This window comes from Stieleria bergensis (assembly GCA_007745635.1).
GTDB lineage: Bacteria > Planctomycetota > Planctomycetia > Pirellulales > Pirellulaceae > Stieleria > Stieleria bergensis.
Genome location: CP036272.1, coordinates 4,423,689 through 4,446,920 on the forward strand (window position 1 = coordinate 4,423,689; position 23,232 = coordinate 4,446,920).

17 protein-coding genes are annotated in these 23,232 nt (G+C 56.4%); 5 read left to right on the forward strand and 12 right to left on the reverse strand.

The window, feature by feature from the left end:
• Positions 1-135: 135 nt before the first annotated feature.
• The 3 genes from SV7mr_RS15695 to cmoB are packed head-to-tail and all read left to right on the forward strand — an operon-like array spanning position 136 to position 2,874.
• Positions 136-1,086 carry a DNA integrity scanning protein DisA nucleotide-binding domain protein gene (locus SV7mr_RS15695; protein ID WP_145274107.1) on the forward strand — a complete coding sequence of 317 codons (951 nt, stop codon included), beginning with the start codon at positions 136-138 and terminating at the stop codon, positions 1,084-1,086.
• Positions 1,086-1,823: a carboxy-S-adenosyl-L-methionine synthase CmoA gene (gene cmoA, locus SV7mr_RS15700; RefSeq protein ID WP_145274110.1), complete on the forward strand. Its 738-nt coding sequence runs from the start codon at positions 1,086-1,088 to the stop codon at positions 1,821-1,823. The genes SV7mr_RS15695 and cmoA overlap by 1 nt, the downstream gene beginning before the upstream one ends.
• On the forward strand, positions 1,816-2,874 hold the full coding sequence (gene cmoB / locus SV7mr_RS15705) for a tRNA 5-methoxyuridine(34)/uridine 5-oxyacetic acid(34) synthase CmoB (RefSeq protein WP_145274113.1): 1,059 nt from the start codon (positions 1,816-1,818) through the stop codon (positions 2,872-2,874). The genes cmoA and cmoB overlap by 8 nt, the downstream gene beginning before the upstream one ends.
• 52 nt (positions 2,875-2,926) lie before the next feature.
• Here the strand turns inward: cmoB and SV7mr_RS15710 are convergent, their stop codons facing one another.
• Complete coding sequence (locus SV7mr_RS15710) at positions 2,927-3,400, reverse strand: hypothetical protein (RefSeq protein WP_145274116.1); 474 nt, start codon at positions 3,398-3,400, stop codon at positions 2,927-2,929.
• 41 nt (positions 3,401-3,441) lie between these two features.
• On the opposite strand from SV7mr_RS15710, the gene SV7mr_RS25480 reads away from it, so the two are divergent.
• Complete coding sequence (locus SV7mr_RS25480; protein ID WP_419187458.1) at positions 3,442-3,738, forward strand: hypothetical protein; 297 nt, start codon at positions 3,442-3,444, stop codon at positions 3,736-3,738.
• Here the strand turns inward: SV7mr_RS25480 and SV7mr_RS15715 are convergent.
• The 5 genes from SV7mr_RS15715 to nusA form a co-directional block, all read right to left on the reverse strand.
• Positions 3,735-4,478, reverse strand: coding sequence for a YebC/PmpR family DNA-binding transcriptional regulator (locus tag SV7mr_RS15715; protein ID WP_145274119.1), 744 nt, complete (start codon positions 4,476-4,478; stop codon positions 3,735-3,737). The two genes, SV7mr_RS25480 and SV7mr_RS15715, sit on opposite strands and share 4 nt — an antisense overlap.
• A gap of 116 nt (positions 4,479-4,594) precedes the next feature.
• Positions 4,595-5,863 carry a hypothetical protein gene (locus tag SV7mr_RS15720; RefSeq protein WP_145274122.1) on the reverse strand — a complete coding sequence of 423 codons (1,269 nt, stop codon included), beginning with the start codon at positions 5,861-5,863 and terminating at the stop codon, positions 4,595-4,597.
• A gap of 135 nt (positions 5,864-5,998) precedes the next feature.
• Entirely contained in the window at positions 5,999-6,424 is a 426-nt protein-coding gene (gene rbfA, locus SV7mr_RS15725; RefSeq protein ID WP_145274124.1) for a 30S ribosome-binding factor RbfA, read from the reverse strand.
• A gap of 365 nt (positions 6,425-6,789) precedes the next feature.
• On the reverse strand, positions 6,790-9,873 hold the full coding sequence (infB, locus tag SV7mr_RS15730) for a translation initiation factor IF-2 (RefSeq protein ID WP_145274127.1): 3,084 nt from the start codon (positions 9,871-9,873) through the stop codon (positions 6,790-6,792).
• Between the two features lie 614 nt (positions 9,874-10,487).
• Positions 10,488-11,945, reverse strand: a complete 1,458-nt coding sequence (gene nusA, locus SV7mr_RS15735; RefSeq protein ID WP_145278499.1) for a transcription termination factor NusA — start codon at positions 11,943-11,945, stop codon at positions 10,488-10,490.
• Positions 11,946-12,498: 553 nt separating this feature from the next.
• On the opposite strand from nusA, the gene SV7mr_RS15740 reads away from it, so the two are divergent.
• Entirely contained in the window at positions 12,499-15,048 is a 2,550-nt protein-coding gene (locus tag SV7mr_RS15740; RefSeq protein WP_145274130.1) for a DEAD/DEAH box helicase, read from the forward strand.
• A gap of 99 nt (positions 15,049-15,147) precedes the next feature.
• On the opposite strand, the gene SV7mr_RS15745 is transcribed toward SV7mr_RS15740, so the two are convergent.
• The 6 genes from SV7mr_RS15745 to ccoG all read right to left on the reverse strand — a co-directional run bounded on the left by SV7mr_RS15745 (position 15,148) and on the right by ccoG (position 23,207).
• Positions 15,148-17,448: a heavy metal translocating P-type ATPase gene (locus tag SV7mr_RS15745; RefSeq protein WP_145274133.1), complete on the reverse strand. Its 2,301-nt coding sequence runs from the start codon at positions 17,446-17,448 to the stop codon at positions 15,148-15,150.
• 11 nt (positions 17,449-17,459) lie between these two features.
• Complete coding sequence (gene ccoS / locus SV7mr_RS15750) at positions 17,460-17,651, reverse strand: cbb3-type cytochrome oxidase assembly protein CcoS (RefSeq protein WP_145274136.1); 192 nt, start codon at positions 17,649-17,651, stop codon at positions 17,460-17,462.
• On the reverse strand, positions 17,648-20,347 hold the full coding sequence (locus SV7mr_RS15755; protein WP_145274141.1) for a heavy metal translocating P-type ATPase: 2,700 nt from the start codon (positions 20,345-20,347) through the stop codon (positions 17,648-17,650). Before SV7mr_RS15755 ends, ccoS begins: the two co-directional genes overlap by 4 nt.
• A gap of 88 nt (positions 20,348-20,435) precedes the next feature.
• Positions 20,436-21,248: a sulfite exporter TauE/SafE family protein gene (locus SV7mr_RS15760; protein ID WP_419187459.1), complete on the reverse strand. Its 813-nt coding sequence runs from the start codon at positions 21,246-21,248 to the stop codon at positions 20,436-20,438.
• Between the two features lie 13 nt (positions 21,249-21,261).
• On the reverse strand, positions 21,262-21,798 hold the full coding sequence (locus SV7mr_RS15765) for a FixH family protein (protein ID WP_145274145.1): 537 nt from the start codon (positions 21,796-21,798) through the stop codon (positions 21,262-21,264).
• Positions 21,798-23,207, reverse strand: coding sequence for a cytochrome c oxidase accessory protein CcoG (ccoG, locus tag SV7mr_RS15770; protein ID WP_145274148.1), 1,410 nt, complete (start codon positions 23,205-23,207; stop codon positions 21,798-21,800). Before ccoG ends, SV7mr_RS15765 begins: the two co-directional genes overlap by 1 nt.
• Positions 23,208-23,232 lie beyond the last annotated feature (25 nt).

Genomic DNA, 23,232 nt, shown 5'->3' on the forward strand with positions numbered 1-23,232 from the left:
CGACGTGGTTTGGGAAAACAAGGGCTCAAAGGCGTCCTGATGCTGGCCAGTCCGCATTCGATAAGCTACATTTGTTGAGGTTGATCGCTCTCTGGAAACACCATCTTCTTTGCACCGTAACGCGACTGTTTTTCGATGCCAAACTTACGCCTGACAAAGCATAACACCTCGATCTTACGGTCGGGGATCAAGCTTGCCGAGGCGACTTCTTCAGATGCCATCGTTTTGCTGCTCTCTGGTGCGACGGACTGGCAACGACTGGCAGAGCTGATTAAGGAAGCCGCCTTTGAAAAACCATTTGTGGTCGCTTTAGATCTGGTCGAAGACCTTGATGGTGCGGCAGAAGCAGGCCTGCACCCGATCGCACTGAAAAAGGAAAAAGCCCCCTTACTGGAACGCTTGCAACACGCCCTTTTGGAAGCCGCTGCCGACGAGTTCATCAAAACCAATGATGAGATCGTGGCGATCTACGGTGGTTTCGCTCAAGGTCGTTTGGATTCCGTCAGCCACTTAAAGCTCGACGAACGCATGCGACGCCTCTCTGCAAGAGACTTGCAGTCGCTCGAAAGCAGCGTGCCCCTGAAAACCTTGAAAGCGATCGTTGACCTAGCGGTCCAAATCGGTGTCGAAGGCCGCGAAGGCAAACCGGTCGGCGCGTTGTTCGTCGTCGGTGACTCCCGGAGCGTTCTCAAGCATGCCAGCGACAGCGGCGTCGACCCGTTTCGTGGCTACAACCGCAAGTCCCGCAATGTGCTGGACGCCAAAGTGCAAGAGGACGCCAAAGAGCTCGCACAGCTCGATGGTGCCTTCATCATTTCAGCCGATGGCTCGATCGAACGGTCGCGGCAAATGCTTGAAGTCCTGCACGAAGACTTAAACATGTCCAAGGGCCTTGGCGCTCGTCACTGGGCCGCCGCGGCAATCACTCGACGCACAAACGCGATCGCAATTGTGGTCAGCCAGTCCACCGGCACCGTCCGACTTTATCAGGACGGTTTCCTGAAGATGCAAATTGAACCGATGGACAAGGGCATCAAATGGCAAGAAATCTCCTTCAAGCCTCCCAGCGTTAGTAGCGAAAGCTAATGAGTCGGGACAACATCTTTGCATTGCGACATGATAAAGTCGGGCAGTTTCGCTTCGACGATGAAGTCGCGCAGGTTTTCCCGGACATGATCTCACGCTCCGTTCCCGGATACGCGTCGATCCTGTCGGTCATCGAACAACTCGCCGCCCGCTATGTCACCGCAGGCAGCAATGTTTACGACCTTGGCTGCTCCTTGGGTGCGGCGACCTTTCTGATGCGTCAACAGGCTCCCCGGGACGCGGTGATCCATGCCGTCGACAACTCGGCCGCCATGATGACCCGGCTGCAACAACGACTGAGCGAAGAGCCTGCAGAGCAGCGCTGCCCAGTCCAGTTGCATCAGTGCGACATTCGCGATCTGCCGATGCAGAACGCCTCACTGATCGTCTTGAATTTCACGCTCCAGTTCATCCCCGAACAAGATCGCAGCCAGCTCTTGAAAGCCTGCTACCAAGCGATGCAGCCTGGCGCAGCGCTGGTGCTTAGCGAAAAGGTTTGCTATCAGGACCCCGCGCAACAACATCACCTCACCGAATTGCACTTGGACTTCAAGCGTGCCTGCGGCTACAGCGAAATGGAAATTTCCCAAAAGCGAACCTCGCTAGAAAACACCTTGATCCCAGAATCGATTGAGACCCATTGCGGACGACTGCGCGACGTCGGCTTCGCATCAGCGTTCCCCTGGTTCCAGTGCTTCAATTTTGTCTCCATGTTGGCGCTGAAGCCAGATGAGTAACCGCAACATTCAACATCTTGGCTCTGGCTCTGAAGAGTCCCCCAAAGAAGCCTGGATCGATCGCAGCGACCTGTTTCGCTACTTAGAAACCCAAGGGCAAGACAAGCTGGCCGAGGCCATCCGCCAAGCGTCTGCTCGCCGTTTGCAAGTCGGCAATCGGCGCGAGCTACAGATGTGGTCTGACGCCATCAAGCAATTACCAGCTCCCGAGACGGCAACGCTTGAATTTCAGACCGACGTTGCTGTGAAACCCCTGACCCTGAATGCAGACGACGGCATCGACGCGACTGAGACGCTGCACAAGTCGCTCATGCAGTTCCATCCCTGGCGAAAGGGGCCACTGCATTTCTTTGGCCTGCACATTGACACCGAATGGAGATCGGACTGGAAATGGGAACGCATCAACGAATGCGTGAACTTCACCGGTAAAACCGTCCTGGATGTTGGCTGTGGCAACGGATACTATGGCTGGCGAATGCTCGGTGCGGGCGCATCGTTCGTGCTTGGCCTCGACCCGATCTTGCGCTACCTGATGCAGTTCGAAGTCTTTCACCGCTACGCCGCTAAACCAACGAACGAGCCGGTGTATGTGCCGAGTCATCACGTTGTGCCGATGATCGACACCGAACTGCCCGAGCGCTGCCCGTTTTTTGATATCGTTGTCTCGGCCGGAGTGCTCTACCACCGGACCAGCCCCATCGATCACTTAAGATCCCTGCACGGCATGCTCAAGCCCGGCGGCCAGGTCGTCCTGGAGACCTTGATCATTGACGGGACCGAAGACGAAGTGCTTGTGCCCGAAGATCGCTACGCGCGAATGCGAAACGTCTGGTTCTTACCCAGCATCAAAATGCTGGAACGATGGCTACGCCGAACAGGCTACCAAAACATTACCGTTGCCGACGTCAACGACACCTCCACACAAGAACAACGCAGCACGCCGTGGATGACCTTCCAGTCTCTTGCGGACTTCCTCGATCCCAACGACCCGGCCATGACAATCGAAGGCTACTCAGCACCCAGGCGAGCCTTGCTGATTGCGACGAAGTAGACGTCAACACAAGAGGCCTGCGTTTCTGATCGATCTGTCACCGCCCCGTGTGTTACTGATCACCGGCGTCAACACGGCCTTCGTTTTGGATTTCGACCTCCAGGCCCATCTCGCCAATCACCTTGGCACATGCCTCCACAGCAGCCTCGGGAACCTCTGGCCCAGCGGTCAACTCGATTGTCTGAAGCTTCATCTGCCCTGCCGAACTCAATTCCGCATCGGCATCCTGGGCAATCCTGAACCACTGCGCCAAGCCTTCTGCATTCACTTCTCCCGCCCCGAGGTAAACCAGCACCTCTTCACCAGCAACCTCCAGCACCGTCACCTTATCAACGATCCTGATCGCCGCTTTCATCACGCCATTGTTGATGCTCAGCGCATTGCCAGAGCCGCCACTCACTGATTGACTTGACGCAGGCGCCGGTCCAACGCGACGGCCTCCTGGCGCTGTGGATGAATGATCGCTGCAGCCCAACGAGGCACCACACAGCCAAGCGGCAAGGACAACAAGAGATCTTCGCTGCATGACATGGAACAAAATGGTTCACCCTTCCGGAGTTGAAGCACATGAAGCGATCCAACCGTGCAGGTGACTTGATCGAAAACAAGTTTTCAACGATTCACGTCACCTCACATGACGCGATTGGACGCTGCGTAAGAAAACAGTGTATCAAAACGGGCCCGTCGCTGGCGGCAGCAGAGAAACGCGTCAAACGGACGTGCAAAGTCACGGGGCCCAAAATGGGCCCGCAGTTGATTGCAAGCCCGTTAATTGCAAGCCAGAGATTCGCAAGTCAGCTGAAACAGCATTCAGCTGACGAGAAGCAAAGCAGCCAGAAGCAAAGCAGCGGCGACTGGCGTTAATCGCCAAGCAGCTCATCAGTGATGTTCAGATTGGTGCTGACGGTTTGGATGTCATCATGATCATCCAACTGTTCCAGCAGTCGCAATACTTTCTTGCCCGTGTCTGAGTCGACATCAACGGTGGTTTGCGGCACCTGGGAGACTTGTTTCATCTCGGCTGCCAGTTCTGCAGCGGTCAGTGCATCGTCCAAGCCATCGTAGTTTTCCGGCGGACAAGTCACTTGCAGCTTGCCATCGTCGGTGGCTTCGATATCCTCGGCACCATTTTCCAACACCACCTCGGTCAACTGTTCTTCGTCGATCGATTCGGCGTCGAAAACGAACAGCCCTTTGCGATCAAACAGATAGCTGACACAACCGGTCTTGCCCAGTTCGCCGCCGAGTTTGCTGAAAATGGAGCGTAATTCCGGAGCGGTGCGATTTCGGTTGTCGGTCAAGGCTTCGCACATGACGGCAACGCCACCTGGACCATAGCCTTCATAGACCACCTCTTCGACTCGATCGCCGCCCAGTTCGCCGGTTCCACGCTTAATCGCACGCGAGATATTGTCCTTCGGCATACTGATGGCTTTGGCGTCATCGATCGCCTTACGCAACCGAAAATTCGACGACGGATCTCCACCACCGCCTTGTGCGGCAATGATGATCGCTTTACTTAGTTTGCTCCAAAGCTTTCCTCGTGCCGCATCCACGCGTCCTTTGCGGTGCTGGATGTTGGCCCATTTGGAATGTCCTGCCATAGCTGAAAATCAAAACAGTGGGGAGTGATTGTTTAGGGATCCGTGACCATGATCGCCAAAGCTGAGTCGCCGGGAGATTGCAGCAGATGAACCGGTGCCGCAGCCAACCGCGTCAACTAGCGAGGCTTTCGCTTAGAAGCCTTCGCGGCCTTTTTGCTACTGGATTTTGCCGACGATGACTTAGCGCTTTTCTTGGCAGCCTTCTTAGTGGTCGACTTCTTGGTGGTCGACTTCTTGGTGGTCGACTTCTTGGTGGTCGACGAGGAAGACTTTTTAGCAGCCGCTTTCTTCGTTGCTTTCTTGGTACTGGACTTAGCGGCTGAACTCGCCTTGGTCGTTTTCTTTGCGGCAGCTTTTTTGGTGGGCGCCGACTTGCTGACGCTGGCCTTCTCTGAAGCCTTCTTCACGGCCGCCTTCGTGGCAACAGACTTCTTCTTGGCGGGCTCGGCCTCGGTTGCTTTTGCTGCCGGTTGGGGTTTTCTGGCCGCCTTCTTGCTCGAAGCGGTTTTACTCACCGATGCCTTCGCCTTGGACTTGCTGACCGATGCCTTGGCCTTGCTTTCCTTTTTGACCTCGGGCGTTTCGACGGCTTCTTGAACCGCTTCAACTTGCTCCGTTTCACTCTGTGCGGTTTCGGCTTCTTCAGCCTTTTGCTCTTGGCGGCGACGACGTTTCACACGCCGCATCGCATCCTTCTTACTTTTCTCCCACTCGTCAAACGCGGTGGATGCACCTTTCGTCACCGCATCAAGCAATCCACGCGCCGTCTTACTGGAATGGTCCAGTATGAGGTCCACGCCCGCTTGATGCAGCAGTGCGCCGAACTCGGTCCCTTTGTTTTTGGGAATGGCGCGTTCCAGGCCTGGCACCTTTCCTGATGCAGCCTCGTCTTGTGATGCAATTCCGACGGACAACATCACAACCATTGCCGCATAATCGATCGGGATCGAGTGTCCCCCCAAACCATGCTGCGATGTGTAGGCGAGCACAAACGGAGTGAACGCGGGCATGGCTTCGAACTTGCCGACCGCGACTCCCAGGTTTTCCTTTTTTAGAAAATCCAGATCGAAGCTATAGAATTCTTCAAAGACAGCCTGCAAGGTTTCTTTCAAGCGACGAGCGGCCTTTCCTGGATCGGGCAAACCGGAAAGCACCTGAGCCAAGTCAGGCAGATTGGTCACCCGGACCTCATTCCAATCCGTAAACTCTTGCTCACACTTCGCCAAACCCTCATCGGCCAGATCATAGGGCGCATCCTGCAGCAAGCAGGCATACAAGATGTGCTCCAACAGAGGACGCGAAGGCTGGGAGGGAGGCACCGAGTACTTTTTCTTCAACTCGGTGTGCAGCTTGGTGATCAGTTTGGCTCGTGCGCTTGCTGCCATCGTTGTTTAAGTCTATAGCTGAGTGTTAGTTACAGTTTTCACAGAACAGCCCGGCGAGGTCGTTCTGCGACAAGCGAAACAGGTTGATTGTTTGGTCTTCTCTAACGGGGCATCCCGCGCTGATGCGGCTTCGACTTATGCGTCTTCATTCGGCTGCGTGTCATCATCATTGGCTGCAGGCGATGGATCCGTTGGCTCAAAGGCGTCTTCCGGATCTTTTTCCCGACGGATCTTGCCAAGCAGTTCACCGACGACCATCGCGTTTTCCATGCCGCGATTGAGTTCAAAACGCAACTTGGGAGTGTACCGAGTATCGATACGCCGCGCGATCTTGGATTGCAGGAAGCCGGCGCTGTTTTGCAGCCCGTGCAGTGTCAACTGTTTCTGAGCTTCTTCGCCCATGACACTGACAGACACCACCGCCTCACGCATATCGGGCGTGACTTCGACACCGATCACGGTCACGTCTTTGACGCGCGGATCACGAATTTCCGTCAAGATTGCCGAGGCGACGACTTCTCGAATCGCTTCTGCGGCTTTTAGTGTTCTGCGACTTGGCACTCACCTGTCCTGGGCAAGAAGAATAACATGAATGGTAATGATTGTTTACGAGGGCATCGACGTTGCCTACAACCGACCGCATCGAAAACGAAACGGCCGTGCTGCCATCGGCCAGAGCCGGTGTTTGCCTTGGCGAAACCACCGAAATCCGTCGGCACAATGCGCGGTTCATCCTTCAACAGATAAACCCCGCTTGCCCTTCCTTCCTGAGATTCACCACGGGCACCCCATCGCCCGTTGCTTTCAGCACTGTTTCTTTTCTTCAGTGCGGATTAGCCAGCATTGCCAACTGGAACCGGTTGCCCGGATCCGTTGGCGGCGTCAGCCAACACTGGCTGGCTCACGCCGCGAAATTGATCGCTGGATCAATCGAGCTTCCGAGCGAATTCTTCGATTCGGTAAGCTTCCAGGACGTCGTCTTGCTTAATGTCGTTGAAGCCCTGCAAGCGAATACCGCACTCCATCCCTCGCGGAACTTCCTTGACGTCTTCTTTGATACGCCGCAAGCTATCCAGTCCATAATCACCAATGGTACGACCGTCGCGGTGGACTCGAATTCGGCAACCACGGTGAATGGCCCCCTGCAAGACGTAACAACCGGCAATGGCACCGACTCGACTGATCGAGAAGACCTGTTTCACCAGAGCACGTCCAAGTTCGACCACTCGTTCTTCGGGTTTCAAACGGCCTTCCAACATCGCTTTGATGTCGTCGGTCAGCTTGTAGATCACGTCGTAACGTCGAATCTCAACCCCACGGGTATCAGCGGCTGACCTGGCCTGTTCATCAGGGATCACATTGAAGCCCAAGATGACTGCGTTTGAAGCATCGGCCAGAGTCACATCGGCGAGAGTGATTCCACCGACGCTACGCTGCAGCACTTTGATATCGAATTCTGGATGATCCAGCTTGCTGAGCTCTTTGTCGATCGCTTCCAAGGAACCCTTCACATCCGCTCGGATGATCAGATTCAACTTGACGCGTTCTTCGGCTTGTCCCAAACGACCATCCTGCAGCAATGACTGGAAGTCGTTGAAGGAAACCTTGGTCGTGGTCCCGGAAAGCGATTCACGACTGCTGGCGTCGGCACGCGTCGCGGCGATTTCTCGAGCGTCCGCAATGTCGTCCAGCACATGGAATCGGTCACCAGCCCCCGGAGGCGCCTCCAAGCCCATCACGCTCACTGGCGTACTTGGACCGGCTTCTTCCATCGGCTCACCAGTCAGCGTATTGTTCATCGCACGCACACGACCGTAGGTCGGACCGCAGACGACAACATCGCCAACACGCATGGTTCCGTTTTGCACGATCAGCTTGGCGACCACACCGCGGTCCCCTTGCTGTTCGGATTCCAAGCAAACGCCCAACGCCGAGCGACTGGGATTCGCTTGATATTCGTTCAGTTCAGCGATGGTCAGCAATGTTTCCAGCAGTTCATCCATGCCGGTGCCCTTGGTGGCACTGGTTCGAACCACTTCGACATCACCGCCCCATTCACTAGGCGTCAATTGATGTTCGGTCAACTGAGTCAGCGCTCGGTTGGGATCCACGCCTTCCAAGTCAATCTTGTTCAAGGCGACGACAATCGGCACTTCAGCAGCTTTCGCGTGACTAATGGCTTCTTCGGTCTGCGGCATGATTCCATCATCTGCGGCGACGACCAAAACAGCGATGTCGGTGACATTGGCACCACGGGCACGCATTTCGGTAAACGCTTCGTGACCCGGCGTGTCAACAAAGGTGACACTCCGTCCATCTTTTTCGATTTCGTAGGCTCGAATGTGCTGGGTAATCCCGCCCGCTTCGCCACTGACGACATTGATGCCGATCAAGTAGTCCAACAAGCTTGTTTTCCCGTGGTCAACGTGGCCCAAGAAGGTCACCACTGGAGGTCGACTGACCAAGGAATCCGGATCATCAGCCTGATCTTCGATCTCGTTGATCAACTCGTCTTCCAGAGTCTCGGCCGCCTTCAACTGCAACTCAAGGTTCAACTCGGTGGCGATCAATTCAGCGGTTTCGAAGTCCATCTCCGCGTTGATGTTCCCCATGATCCCTAAGGTCATCATGGCCTTGAGAACCTGAGCCACACCGATACTGGCCGCTTCAGAGAAGCTTCGCACCGTACAAGGCAATTCAATCTGAACGGGCTCTTTTCGAGGCGCCGCGGTATTGGTGCCTTTGTGTTGCAACGTTCGACGATGACCATACCGATTCCCATCATCACGACCGAAGGAGGACATGTCTCTGCCACGGCGACGCTTGCCACGATCGGCTCGGGCGCTGGCCATGCCGGCCAAACCCTTCTTGCGCGGCCGATCTTCTTCTTCGGTGGCTCCGCCACGCTTCCCTTTGTCAGTGAAGCCCGAAAGACCACCGCGTTTGCCAGCAGAAGCTGCTCGCTTTGTTTCATCTGTGGTGTCAGCAGCAAGTTTCTCCAGCGGAGCCTTCATGCCTTGCTTGTGCCCGGCAATCAATTCCCGGCTCAGCTTGATCTCAGGCTTCTGAGCCTGTTGCTGATCCTTTTGCTTTTGCTGCGGTTCAGCAGGAGCATCAGGAAGCGATGCCAAGTTGACTGAAATCCGTGGCTCGCGACGCTTGGATTTGCCTTCAGGCTTTTTGCCTTCTGACGGCGTCTGCGATCCACTGCGACCATCTAGCGAACGAATGCGCCGACCATCGCCACCACCGCGAACAGCAGTCGGTGTGCTGCCCATTCCACGAGCAGACAACGGACCGGGTTGAGAGGGAGGCAAGGGTTTACTTGGCTCACTCGCAGCCTTGACCTCTTTGGCTTTTACATCCGCAGCAGGCTTGGGTTTGCGTACTGGAGCCGCCTTGGCCGCCGGACTGCTTTCCGTCTTAGGCCTGGCTCCACCCTTGAGCCGTCCGGCGAGTCCGCCAGCGGCACGCGTTGTCGGTGGCAACCTGACATCGGGAGATTGTGCAGGAACCGGATCGGCCGCTGCTGGAGTTTGCTCAACCGGTGGCAGTGCGGGAGTGCGAAGACGGGGTGCCGGCTTGGTTTCGGGTTCGACAGTTGCGCTCTTGGCAACCGGCTGGGCTGGCTCAGCTGGCTTGGCTGGTTCAACTGCCTTGGCAGGTTCAGCAGCCTTGGCAGGTTCAGCAGCCTTGGCAGGTTCAGCTGGCTTGGCTGCTCCAACAGCGGCCACTTTGCCGCGAGCGGAGAGATCCACCGGACGCCGCTCAGCGCGAACGGTATCACGGACGGCGCCCACAGGCGCAGCTTCCGTCTTTTTGGCGGCGGGTGCTTTGGCTTTCTCAGAAGCCTTGGCCCCACTCAGATGATCGCGCACACGTTGCACCTCCTCATCGGAAAGGCTGGCCAATGCCGACCCTTTCCCGGTGATGCCTACTTTCTTAACGAGATCAACCAGCTCTTTACTATCGAGATTCAGTTCTTTTGCGAGCGCGTAAATGCGTGCCACTTGGTACAGGTCCTGTCAAATTGTCTGAAACTTGCCGATTACATTACCGGGTCCAACGCCCTGAATGTCTTACCGGGATTCATTCACCGGCTCTCTTGGCAGCACTGCGTTATTAGTTCTTATCTAGAGTGCCAAGCCGCAAGTTTCGATTGTTCTTTAAAATGTCACATAAAAGCTCCTCCATCGACCGAGGGTGCTCACGAAGCAACCCAAGGGGAAGGTCGAGATGGTAGTTTGGTCCGCAAAGGATAGCGAAAAGTCGGCCACTCGCAGAGGTCCGACTAGACTCGAATAGCCGATTTCAACCGACTTTTCAAGGAATCTTGTCATTTCAATGGCACCAAATGGCCATTCCGGCGAGGGAATCCAGCCAAGCGATGTGAAAACCGGCGATTTCCACGCATAACCAAACTCACCACCGGCGACGCTCAAATTCGCTCAGCGGACACGCCGAACCACGCAACCGCCCAAGCATGCCCTCAGCCCGGCACGCTGATACCGGCCTGACGATCGTCAACCGGCATGGCAATCAAACGAACAACCCCCGCCACATCTCCCACCGACTGTGAATGCTGGAAGCTGACTGCCAACAACGCGAAAACCAAACGCACCCACTAGTCTTGGCGAACGGGCTGATCGCCTTCAGCCGACGGCTCTTCAGCAACTGGCTCAGCGGGAACTTCCGCTTCAGCAGCAGGTTCTTCAGCAGCAGGTTCTTCAGCAGCAGGTTCTTCAGCAGCAGGTTCTTCAGCAGCAGGTTCTTCAGCAGCAGGTTCTTCAGCAGCAGGTTCTTCAGCAGCAGGTTCTTCAGCAGCAGGAGCCTCAGCAGCAGGTTGCTGTGCGGCGACGACCTCTGCTGCGGCTTGCTGCCCTTTCTCTAAACGCTCACGCTCTTTTCGAGCCTGACGCTCTTCGGCAGCAGCCACTTCAGCTTCTTCGGCTTTCTCTTCGGCCATTTCAACAATGCGATCGACCTGCGCTTCGCTCAGCCCACTGATTTCAACAAACTGGTCCGGCTCGATCACCGACAGGTCGTCATAAGAGAGGTAACCTTGCTCGACCAAGACCTGTGAGATCTCCGGAGTCATGTCATCAAGCTGGCTAAACGCCCCAACGGCTCGTTCGATCTGCTCTTCCAGCTCGCCACCGGTCATGATTTCGATGTCCCAGCCACAGAGTTTACTGGCCAAGCGAACGTTCTGGCCACGCCGGCCGATCGCCAGGGACAACTGGTCTTCCTGGACCAACACAATGGCCCGACCAATCATGTCACAAAGCAAGACCTGTTCGACTTCAGCAGGCTGCAACGCATTGGGGATCAGGATTTCGGGGTCGTCGTTATAACGCACCACGTCAATGTGCTCGCCGGCCAGCTCTTCACGGACCGCCTTGATTCGGCTGCCACGATAGCCGACGCAGACGGCAATGGGATCGATTTGCGAGTCGACGCTACTGACGGCGACTTTACTGCGATAACCTGGCTCGCGACTGATTGAATTGACGCTAATGACACCTTCGCTTAGCTCAGGAATCTCTTGTTCGAAGAGGCGTTGGACGAGCTGAGTTCGGGTTCGGCTCAAGACCACGCGGACTCGATTGCCCGCGCTGCGGACTTCGAAAACAACGGCACGAACGCGTTCGCCGGCATGCAGGGTTTCACCTGGGATCTGCTCGCTGCGCGGCAGGATCGCTTCCACGTTTCCTAGATTGACCGTGGCCACTCCGCCTTCAACGCGGCCGATAATGCCTGCGACGGTATCACCGATTTGCTCGTGGTATTCGTTGATCAGCGAGTCACGTTCCGCTTCACGCACCTTCTGAATGATGACTTGCTTGGCAGTCTGGGCGCCGATTCGACCGATCTGGTCGTCTCCCAATTCATCGCCATCCAAGATCGCTCCCACACGGCCATTGCTGCGATCCACCGAAACAGTGATGTCGGCCTCTTCGCCGTACTGTCGCCGTGCCGCAGTCTGCAGAGCCGCCTCAATTGCAGCAAACACCAACTCTTTGTCGATGTTTTTTTCCATGTGCAAGGAGTCGACGTAGCGCAGGATGTCTTGTGGGTTCATGGCAAACCAATCAGCAAAGGAATAGTAAAAATCAACACCAGCACCGTGGCCGGACACCAGCAGAACCTTCGATTGACGGAAAATCGAGCCACCGACGGGGCAAAAAATATACCCGGACCCATCGCAGGACCGGGTAATCAAGCTTACCAGTGCTGTTGCGAGTAAAGGCTACCGACAAGCCGTCGGAGTGTCAACCAAGAGGCCCCCAGATCAGACTGATCTGACCCGGACTAGCAAAGCGGGCGAAGCAAGGCGATTTGCATAACCATTACGACCGGCCCTGGAAGGCGAAATCAAATGAACTTCCCCGCAATGCCAGCCAACGAGGCCCAGATCCGCCAGCAAACTCATGCTCGCCAAACTCCGCTCACCCAACTCCACACCGAAAGCAGCCTCCACCATCTGACTGGCCACCATCAGGTGCTCTGCGGTGCTGCCGCTTGCCCTCGTTTGCAGCCCCCTTCGACACAGCCCAAACGCGAATCACTGAAATGGTCGGCCAAGCCTCGATTCCTGCGTTCTTGTCGCCACGGCAATCCGCTACAACTTGAGCATGAATACAGACGAATCCTCACCAACCATCGCTGGCAAAGTTGCCCCCAACATCGATCGCGACACCTTAGCGGAAGAGTACTTTGGCTTGCTGCCCTATGCTCCATACCCGGTGCAAGAAGAGGCCATGCTGGCTTACTTCGCTGGGCAACCCGGCCTGGCAGATCAAGGGGTCCTGATCTGTGCACCAACCGGCACCGGTAAAACCATGATCGCCGAGTCAGCGGTCTACGAAGCCCTGCGAACGGGCAAGCGGATGTACTACACCACTCCGCTGATCGCATTGACGGACCAGAAACTGGACGAACTGCAACAGAGCGCGGTGCGCTGGGGATTCCCCGCCGAGAGCGTTGGCTTGGTGACTGGAAATCGGCGCGTCAATGGCGACGCACCTGTCTTGGTCGTCGTTGCAGAGATCCTGCTGAACCGTCTGCTGAACCCGGACAGCTTTCACTTTGATGATGTGACCAGCGTCGTGATGGATGAGTTTCACTCGTTCAATGACCCCGAACGCGGAGTCGTCTGGGAACTCACCCTGGCGATGCTTCCCAAACATGTTCGCATGCTATTGCTAAGCGCCACGGTCGGCAATGCGGTGGAGTTCACCAGCTGGTTGTCTCGCGCACATGATCGCCGGGTGCAATTGGTCCGCGGCACAGAACGCAAGGTGCCCCTGCAGTACGAATGGGTCGACGATCAAGTCCTCAATGATTTCGCCGAATCCATCGCAGCGGGTGACGAAAACGTTCGCCGCACACCTTCGCTGGTGTTTTGCTTCAGCCGTTCACAATGCTGGACGGTCGCGGAAATGCTGAAAGGCAAAAAGCTAATCGACAAACAGCACCAACAAGAACTCGCGGCCTACTTAGATCAAGTCGATCTGTCCGCAGGGGCAGGGCCAAAATTGAAACAGATTCTGATGCGTGGAGTCGGTGTTCACCACGCGGGAGTCATGCCGCGCTACCGCCGCTTGGTCGAAGACCTGTTCCAACGAAAACTGCTGGCCATGTGCGTCTGCACCGAAACGTTAGCCGCCGGCATCAACTTACCCGCACGCAGCGTGGTCCTGCCCAACTTGATGAAAGGCCCTCGCGACAAGAAAAAATTGGTCGAGGTGGCTTCGGCTCAGCAGATCTTTGGACGCGCTGGTCGACCGCAATACGATACCCAAGGATTTGTGTACGCACTGGCTCACGAAGACGACGTCAAACTGAATAAATGGCGCGAGAAATATGACTCCATCCCAGAGGACACCAAGGACCCTGGCCTGCTGAAAGCCAAAAAGCAACTCAAGAAGAAAATGCCCAAACGCCGCAGCGGTGAAACCTATTGGACCGAACAGCAGTTTGTTCAGCTTCAAGAAGCACCGGCGGCCAACCTCGCCAGCAAAGGAAACCTGCCGTGGCGATTGATGGCTTACATGTTGGAAAAATCCCCCCAAGTCCAACCACTGCGTGACTTGGTCGGCAAACGCCTGCTGACTCCCATCAAAATCGAACAGGCTCAGCGAGACCTCAACCGAATGCTGGTGACGCTGTGGCACGCGGATTACATTCGACTCGATCCACCACCGACTCTCGCCAAAGCGGGCGCCGCACCACCAAGCAACAGCAACAAAAAAGGCGGCTCAGCACCGGCAAGCGAACCCGCTCCCGCCACCGGCGGCCTGTTTGGACACCTGCTCGATTCGATGCAAACCAACGAATCCGATCCGCCTGCCCCAAACGAGTCCGATGCCGAACCAGACGAAGCCCCAAGCGAGTCTGACAGCGAAACGCGACCAGCGGTCAAAGCCTATGAACTGGACAACTATCGGCCCGTCACCGCAACACCCACCGAACAACTCGATCGCTTGGTTTACCTCCGCAGCATTAATCCGCTCTACGGCGCCTTCATGGCTGACCAGCTCTCCAACGCCGATGACAACGAACGCATCGCGACGCTGGAATCTGTTCTTGAAGTCCCCGGCACTGTCGCTCGATTTGCCCGCGTCCCCAATTTAGAGATCATGCCGGCGGGCAAGTTGGCCACCGAGGAACTGGATCCCAAACTTTTGCAATGGGGCCTGGCCACCGCTGAAGAACTTGGCGCAAAATCGCAAGACGATGAGGACGACGTCCAAGACCGAGGCTTTGGACGAGTGATGTTCGACGAACCTCGCGTCTGGCCACTAACGATTGGAGAAAAAATTCATCGCCTGTTCCAATTCCATCACCCCTCGGTCGAAGGCGTCCGCATTCGACCCGTCTGGATCGTCGGTGAATTGCTACAGTACGACGGCGACTTCAATCGCTATGTGACAACCAAGAAACTGCAAAAGGATGAAGGCATCCTTTTGCGACACTGTTTACGAATGATCTTGTTCCTGGATGAAATGGCCAACGTACCACCGGCAAACACCACGGTCGAAACCTGGGAAAACTGGTTGGATGACCTAGCCGAAGTGCTGACCAAATCCTGCGAACAAGCGGACCCAGAAACCACCGAAGAAATCCTCGCTGGCAACCAACATCTGGAAGATGATCTGACCAAACCCGGACGACGCAACTAAGCGGTAAAGGGAATCGCAGCCCCAGCACCGTTGCAAAAACTCGACTCTCCCGCAAGCGGGAGAGTGCAGTCAACGAATGGTCGGCCGGTTTGCGTGGACTCACCGCAACACGCGGCGCAAACGCATCGCGTTGGCAACGATCACCAAATCCGATGCGACCATCGCAAACGCCGCCGAGATCGGGTGCAACTCTCTTAACCAGATCGGCGCCTGCGACACTCCCGCCAGCACGCCTGCCGCGATCGGGATCAGCAGCAAGTTATACGCGAAGGCCCAAAAGAGATTCTGCTTGATATTTCGAATCGTCGCCTTCGATAACTCAATCGCTCGCTGCACCCCAGTTAAGTCCCCAGCCAATAGCGTGACCTCCGCCGCATCGACCGCAACATCTGTCCCCGTTCCAATGGCGATCCCCACGTCGGCGACCGCCAAGGCAGGCGCATCGTTAACGCCATCTCCGACAAAGGCCACCGAACCGAAACGCTGTGATAACTCCTGAACGATGCGGGTCTTGTCCTCTGGCAACAGACTCGCATGGCAGGTCGCAATTCCAACTTGATCACCCACGCTGCGGGCAGTGATGGGTTGGTCTCCGGTCAGCATCTGCACTTCCATGCCAGCTTGTTTGAGTGCAGCAATCGCCTCGGCCGCATTTGACTTGACGCGATCACTGACGGCAATCAGCCCCTGCAACTCACCTGCGACGGAAATCCAGACAACGGTCTTCGCCTCGGACTCCAGACGCTCGGCCGACTGATCCAATGCCCTGGCCACCTCGTCCGCCTGGCAAACAAAGGCTTTTCGTCCCAAGCGGACCTGGACTCCATCGACTAGCCCTGCCACACCGAGTCCTGGCGAGTTAACAAACTGCTCGGGCGCTGGACCGATGGTTAGCGCATGGTTCTCGGTGGCATCCCTGCAGATCGCCTGGGCAATCGGATGCGTGCTGGCCTGTTGTAAGGTTGCCGCCAACCTCAAGAGACTTTGCTGGTCTGCCTGCGACACCGCAACAACGTCCGTCACGCTGGGATTGCCCTCGGTGATTGTGCCTGTTTTGTCAAACACCACGCAACCGACCTTGCCCGCTTGCTCGATTGCACGACTACTGCGAAACAAAATCCCCAGTTGTGCGCCACGTCCCATCGCCACGGTCACAGCCAACGGAGTCGCCAGCCCCATGGCGCATGGACAGGCAATGATCAACACCGCCACCAGTCGTAGCATGCCTTGAACCGGGTCACCGACAAAGATCGTCCAGCAGGCAAACGCCAGCAAAGCAACCGTAGCGACGACGGGAACGAACACACCGGAGATCTGATCGGCAAGTCGCTGAATCGGTGCCTTGGTCGCTTGGGCCTCGGTGACTTGTCGAATCACTTGCGCCAAGACAGCGTCTTTCCCGACGCCCGTGGTGCGCACGGTCAGCATGCCATCATGATTGATGGTCCCGCCAACGACTCGATCTCGCTCCTGTTTGAACACCGGCATGCTCTCGCCGGTCAGCATGCTTTCATCGACCGATGATTGCCCACTGAACACCACCCCATCAACGGGGACCTGTTCGCCCGGTCGAACCACCACAAGATCATTGACCGCTACCTCGCTGATCGGTACATCAGCGGTTTCCAATCCTTTGATCAGGCGTGCCGTTTTGGGCTGCATCCTCATCAAGGCTTTCATTGCGCCTTGGGTCCGTTCGGTGGCCAGACTCTCAATCCAGTGCCCGACTTGCACCAACGTGATGATTGTCGCCGAGGTCTCGAAATAGACGTGATGGCCCAGCGCTGTCGAACCGCGCAACAGCGCAATCAGCACCACGACGCTATATCCAAACGCGACGCTGGTGCTCATCGCGACCAGCACGTCCATGTTGGCCAGGCGATTGACCAGGGCACGGTAGGCACCTCGATAAAACGCTTGGCCAACATAAAACTGAACGGGAGCAGCCAGGGCCAACATCAAAACGTTGACCCAATTGGCGTTTGCCCACGGGCCCCAGAGTCCAAAATCACGCCCCATGCTTAATACAAACAGCGGCACTGTCAGGGCGACACCAAGCATCATGATGCGAAACTCTTTGGCAGCCTGCGGCGAAACTGACGTCGCACTGCCAGCGTCTTGATCATCGTCGGCGGTAGGATCGCGAATCTCGAATCCCAGCCCCGTGATCAGCTGGGAAACCGTGTCTACACTGGTCTTGTCGGCATCGTATTGAACCGTGACCGACTTGCCGGCCAAGTTGACGACGGGATCGCAAACACCATCGACGCGTTGCAGTTTTTGCTCGATCGATCGTGCGCAACCGGCACAGGTCATCCCATCGACGGGTAACGTGACTTTAGATAAATCAGCCGTGGTGTTTTCAGAACTGGCTACCACTTGATCGCCCACTTGAGTCATGAACTTGATTCCTACAACTTCGCTTCGTGCGCGTCTGCATCGCTCTCGGCGGCCTGCTGAACGGGCTCATCATCGATCAACATCCGCACACTGGGCGAATCCAGATCGTCGTACTGGCCATCTTTGATACAGTACAAACAAGCAATCAAACCACCAGCGCCCAGCAGGATCGCGATGGGCAACGCAATGTACAGCACGCTCATCTGGTTTCCTTCCCAAACGTAGGCCAAATCAACGACAACGATAAGACCGACACCGAACTGATCGGCATCAGGACAGCAGCCACAAGCGGCGTGATCATTCCCGACATCGCCAAGCCTGCAGCGATCATGTTATAGCTCAAGGAAACCGCAAACGTTGTCGCAATCAACCGGTTTGCCGACTTGGAAGCCTGAATCAGCTCAGGCACACAGTGAAGTCGCGAGGAGGCAACAAACACCGGCGCTGACTGCAAACTCACTTCGGCGCCACCACGCACGGCAATGCCAACATCTGCCGCCGCCAGCGCTGCTGCGTCGTTCGCTCCGTCACCAATCATGACCGTTGTCCCACGCACGATCGCGGGATCCAAGTCCGCGGGGTTCAACCGGCTGTCTGAATCATCGCGCGACTCATCGGATGGGGAAGACGCCGAGGTCACCACGGCCAATTTTTCTTCTGGAGTCATCGCACCGAATGCCATACTCTTCGGCACACCGGCTTGATTTGCAATCAGCTGAACAGTGGACGGATGATCCCCGGACAGAATCCCAACCTGCCACCCCAATGCTCGCAACGATTCAACGGTCTGTGAGGCGTCACGTTTCAATCGGTCCGCAACACCAAAGACCGCCACGATCTGACCGTCGACGGCCAACAAGATCGGAGTCGCCCCATCGTCAACGCAACGTTCAACGGCACGCTGCATCGAAACATCAATGGGATGGGCATGAGCCGAGACAAACGGCTGGTTACCGATCTTGGCATCCCAACAACGAATGGAGTCGCCCGCTTCGTCGATTTGCTGCACTTCGCCGGACACACCGCCCACGGCCAGCGCAACATTCTGGCAAACGTAGGAATCGACCGCTTGCGACTCCGACCGCGTCGCCGCCGCCTGTTGCGCGGCCTGAATGATCGCATCGGCAATCGGGTGACAGCAAGACCGCTCCAGTGCTGTGGCGATGAACAATGCTTCCTCAGGGCCGGCGATCTGTTTGGCTTTTGGGCGCCCTTCGGTGAGTGTCCCCGTTTTGTCAAACCACACCACGCCAGGTCGCGACAATTGCTGCAACACGCCGCCGTCACGAATTAGCACTTTGCGTTTCGCTGCTCGCCCCAAGGTAATCGCGATCGCCAACGGGGTCGCCAACGCAAGCGCACAGGGACAAGCAACGATCAACAAACTGGTCGCATTGGCGGTGGCTTGATCTAGCCCCGATCGCAACCAATACGCAAACGTCACGACGGCCAATGAGGTGACAGCGACAACGAAGACTCCGCCAATCCGATCGGCAAGCTGAACAATCGGCGTCCGCTTGCCGAGCGCCCGTTCAACGGTTTGCATCACTTGCCCGATCCGGCTTTCCATGCCAACGGCGGACACTTGCACGTCGATGGGGCTGGTCAAATTCACTGTCCCCGCAGTGACTTCATCACCGGCGCCAACAGCGACGGGAACGCTTTCCCCGGTCAGCAAAGAACGATCCACCATGGACTGGCCGGCCAGGACACTGCCGTCAACAGGAATGCTTTCCCCAACCAAGACGCGGACGGCTTGACCTGTTTGCAACGAATCGACGGTCACCATTCGCCCATCGCCGGAGGCTTGCGCTGGATCACTGGGCTCGCTGGCGGCGTTGAAGTCACCGGGCTGCTGCGATTCAATGCGTCGAGCATGCTGGGGCGTGATGCGCAACAAGAGTTCGATCGCATTGGCAGCCCGATGCTGCTGGCGGAACTGGACCCAACGACCAATCAGCAACAAAAACACCAGCATGGAAAGTGAATCGAAATAGACTTCGCCCACACCAACAAAGGCGTTGTAACCACCCACGACGCTGCCGACCAGCAACCCCAGTGCGACGGGCAAATCCATATGTGGCGTTCGCGTTCGCAGCGAAGCCAGGGCGCCAACGAAAAAGACGCGGCCCGGTCCCAGCACAGACGCCAATCCTAAACCCGTCCCAAACAGACGCAGCAGGCTGCGATGATCCGCTGCCACCCACGAGGCATCGCCCGCGTACAAGGCAATCGCAATCCACATTGCGTTGGCGGCAAGAAACCCTGCGACTGCGATCCGCATCAACAGCCGACGATTCTCGGCGGCAAAGGCGTCAACGGGTTGATCCGTCAACGGAAACGCCGTGTAACCAAGTTGCCCAATCAAGTCGGCAATCTGGCTTAGCTTGATCTGCTGGGGCGCAAAAATTATCTCAATGGTATGACGGCTCATGTTGACGCGAGCACTGGTCCAGCCAGCGGTTCGCTTGGCAATGTTCTCGATCAACCAAACGCAGGCCGCACAATGTAATCCAGAGAGCGACAATGAAGTCTTCAATTGTCCCTGGCCGAATTCCACTGGCTTGGATCGCCCCAGGAACAAATCGTCATCGAACACCTCATATCGATTGCGAGACGACAGTGATGCGAGCGACAGATTCTCGGATGAACCACTGGCTTGATCTCGCAACGAATAAAACTGATCCAATCCCCAGCCGTGAATCAATTGATACGCTTGCCTGCATCCGCCACAACAAAACACTTGCTTCGGATTGCAGCCCCCATCACAAGGCGTTGGCAAACCGCAATGCACACAGGGCAACTCACGCGCAGTGGATCGCTCCTTCCCGCTGGAGGGGTCCAATTCCGCCTGGTCGGCAGTCGAGGCCAGATCAGGCCTAGAAGCAGGAGCGTTCATCGAACGGGAAGACCACCGGCGGGATGACGAACAACGGATGACGAACAAGGGATGACGCGAACGAGTTCCGCAATCAAGACGAGAAACGTTAGGTGTCGACTTCACAACAAGGCAGTTTTTGATCGCCCACTTGATTGAGCTGCTGGAACACGTCACCGTTGCCCCGAAGCGTCTCAAACTGATCGAATCCCGCGAATCCACGCCCACTTGCCGTAAAGCAACCGGCAAGGATCAGCAACAGTGACGCGACCACCGGCGTGGCGGTCTTGAACTTTCTGGCCATCACACCTGCTCCGGCAACCAGCGAGACCAATGCCGGGACACTGCCCAGCCAAAACGCTGACATCACCACCGCGCCAAGCACCGGCTGAGCGGTTCCAGCGGCGATCAAAGCAAACGCGTACAACCAGCCGCACGGCAGCAAGGTCGTCAACAAACCGACCACGGTCGCCCGCACGGGAATCGGTAACCGAAACACAAACGGACGAATCCGCAGCAATTGCCGAGTCATCCACGATGGCTGGGGCGCCTCATCGAATGACGCCTCGGGTTGCTTGTTGGCTGACTGCCAGCGTTGATTGACCAGCGAGCCCAGCTTGACGCAACCAATCAAGATCATCATGCCACCAACGATCCGCGCGGCGGCTAGCTGAATGCCCAAGGTGTCGCCGCCAAAGTCAATCGCCTGGCCCACCCAGCCCGCGGCAAGTCCCGCCATGGCGTACGTGGTCAACCGGCCCAAATGGTACAAGTTGGTTGAAAAGAGCAGCGTCGAACGGCTGGTGTTCTCACCGGCACCGGCAGCCCACAGCGCCAGCGGACCACACATTCCCACACAGTGCATGCTGCCAATCAGACTGGCAGTGAAGACGGCGGTGGCCAAAACGGCAATCGTTTCCATGTCCGTCCCCTCATCAGTCCACGGTAAAGTCAATGGACTCAGTCATCGGTTGGCCAGCGCCATCGACATTGAGTTCCAATTTCCAACTTCCCGGACGAGCCACAGGCAACAAGGCCAAATAGCGACCCTCACCGGAGGCCACGAACGGGGACTCAATGATGTCGTCAGCAGCAGCCAAATGATACAGTTTCCCCGCAACAGCCAACGAATCGATCCCTTTCTGCTGGGCATCAACGACGGAGACCAGCAAGGCTCGCTTGCCACTTCCATCGACCACATCCGATGCCTCCAAGTCCACCGACCAGCCTAATCGATCCGACGCTGTCCGCGACTGCTTGGTCTGATCCCATTGCAGTCCAGCCTGGTAATAGTTTGGCATCACCGCACCACCAGGATCGCCAATCGACATCGTGATCACAGCCGTCATGATGGACGCTTGGATGGCGAACAAGAACAAGACCAAACCAATGTAGAATCGTTTGGCTTTGCGTTCCACCTTCGCGTCCGCATCCGTCTTTCGTAAATCCGACGCTACCGAACTCTGAGACATCACCCTGGCCCCCGCAATGTGTACTCAAGTCGCCGTTGCTGATCCTGTTGATCTTCAACCGTCATGTAAGTGCGTTGCCGTCCGCCATTGCGAGTGAACCCCATGGGAAAGGTAACATGAATGGGCACCAAAACAGAATCGCCAGGTTCCAAAGTCATCATGCTCGGATCGATCACCTCAATCTCCACGGGCGTTTTCTCCGCTGGATTGACGGTGTACGTTTGCTGTTCATCGGTACGGTTGACCAACCGCAATTTAAATTCGTTGGAAACGGTACCATCATCAAACTTGGTGAACGGTGCACCGGCTTTGGCCGGCAAAATCCTGGCATCAAATCCACTGCGACTTGAAATGGCGAACACCAACCCAGTGAACAATACCAACAGCACCAGTGGATAAATCACCGTTCGGAACCGCAACAGGTTTCGAGCCTTGCCAGCGATGGACTCTTGTGAGCCATAGCGAATCAGCCCGGTGGGCTTGCCAACTTTAGTCATCACATCGTCACAGGCATCGATGCACTGAGTGCAGTTGATGCACTCCATCTGCAATCCCTGGCGAATATCAATTCCGGTCGGACAAACCACCACACACTGATTGCAATCCACGCAATCGCCTGCCACATCGCCTTCGTGCCGTTTCCCTTTCTGACGCGGTTCTCCGCGTTCAGGATCGTAGGCGACAATCAGCGACTGCTGGTCCAACATGACCGATTGAAAACGTCCATAAGGACAGGCAATCGTGCACAGTTGTTCGCGAAAGAACATGAAGTCGAACAGCATTAATCCGACGGTCGCCGACATCACCATGAAGGAAACGGGATGCTCAACCGGCGAGCGACGCATCCACACGGCCAGTTGTTCCACGCCAACAAAGTACGCCAAGAACGTGTGAGCAAGGAAGCCACACAACAGCAAGTACACCGCGAAGCGACCAAAGAACAACAATCCGCTGACGGCACGCTTGGGCTTACCGCCCTTCCCTGCTGTCCCTTGAAACAGCCGATCAATCGGCCGGAACAGAAACTCCATGTACACGGTTTGGGGACAGGCCCATCCACACCAAACACGACCTGCCAGCGTAGTGATCAACATGATCGAAAAGATCACACACAGGATCAACAGCCCCAGCAAGAGCGTATCGGTGGGCAAAAACGTCTGCCCCAGGACAGTGAACTTTTTGGCTCCGATGTCTAATAGAACCGCAGGCTTTCCGCCGATCTTGATGTGTGGCAACAAGACAAAGATGACCATCAACAAATAGGCCACCACTCGCCGGCGTTTCCACCAAGCGCCGGTTGACAATTTAGGTGACAGCCAACGTCGACTGCCATCTTGCTCCATGGTGCTAAGCACATGCACAGGAGCTTCTAACAGAGCATCGTTGTCGAGAACAGTCTTTCCGGCCATCTCACTCACCTCACTGCACAGCCGC

Bases quoted from the DNA above. Each gene is read 5' to 3' on its own strand.
- SV7mr_RS15695 (WP_145274107.1), top strand. From the start codon at position 136: ATGCCAAACTTACGCCTGACAAAGCATAACACCTCGATCTTACGGTCG.
- cmoA (WP_145274110.1), top strand. From the start codon at position 1,086: ATGAGTCGGGACAACATCTTTGCATTGCGACATGATAAAGTCGGGCAG.
- cmoB (WP_145274113.1), top strand. From the start codon at position 1,816: ATGAGTAACCGCAACATTCAACATCTTGGCTCTGGCTCTGAAGAGTCC.
- SV7mr_RS15710 (WP_145274116.1), bottom strand. From the start codon at position 3,400: ATGCAGCGAAGATCTCTTGTTGTCCTTGCCGCTTGGCTGTGTGGTGCC.
- SV7mr_RS25480 (WP_419187458.1), top strand. From the start codon at position 3,442: ATGAAGCGATCCAACCGTGCAGGTGACTTGATCGAAAACAAGTTTTCA.
- SV7mr_RS15715 (WP_145274119.1), bottom strand. From the start codon at position 4,478: ATGGCAGGACATTCCAAATGGGCCAACATCCAGCACCGCAAAGGACGC.
- SV7mr_RS15720 (WP_145274122.1), bottom strand. From the start codon at position 5,863: ATGGCAGCAAGCGCACGAGCCAAACTGATCACCAAGCTGCACACCGAG.
- nusA (WP_145278499.1), bottom strand. From the start codon at position 11,945: ATGAACCCACAAGACATCCTGCGCTACGTCGACTCCTTGCACATGGAA.
- SV7mr_RS15740 (WP_145274130.1), top strand. From the start codon at position 12,499: ATGAATACAGACGAATCCTCACCAACCATCGCTGGCAAAGTTGCCCCC.
- SV7mr_RS15745 (WP_145274133.1), bottom strand. From the start codon at position 17,448: ATGACTCAAGTGGGCGATCAAGTGGTAGCCAGTTCTGAAAACACCACG.
- ccoS (WP_145274136.1), bottom strand. From the start codon at position 17,651: ATGAGCGTGCTGTACATTGCGTTGCCCATCGCGATCCTGCTGGGCGCT.
- SV7mr_RS15755 (WP_145274141.1), bottom strand. From the start codon at position 20,347: ATGAACGCTCCTGCTTCTAGGCCTGATCTGGCCTCGACTGCCGACCAG.
- SV7mr_RS15760 (WP_419187459.1), bottom strand. From the start codon at position 21,248: ATGGAAACGATTGCCGTTTTGGCCACCGCCGTCTTCACTGCCAGTCTG.
- SV7mr_RS15765 (WP_145274145.1), bottom strand. From the start codon at position 21,798: ATGTCTCAGAGTTCGGTAGCGTCGGATTTACGAAAGACGGATGCGGAC.
- ccoG (WP_145274148.1), bottom strand. From the start codon at position 23,207: ATGGCCGGAAAGACTGTTCTCGACAACGATGCTCTGTTAGAAGCTCCT.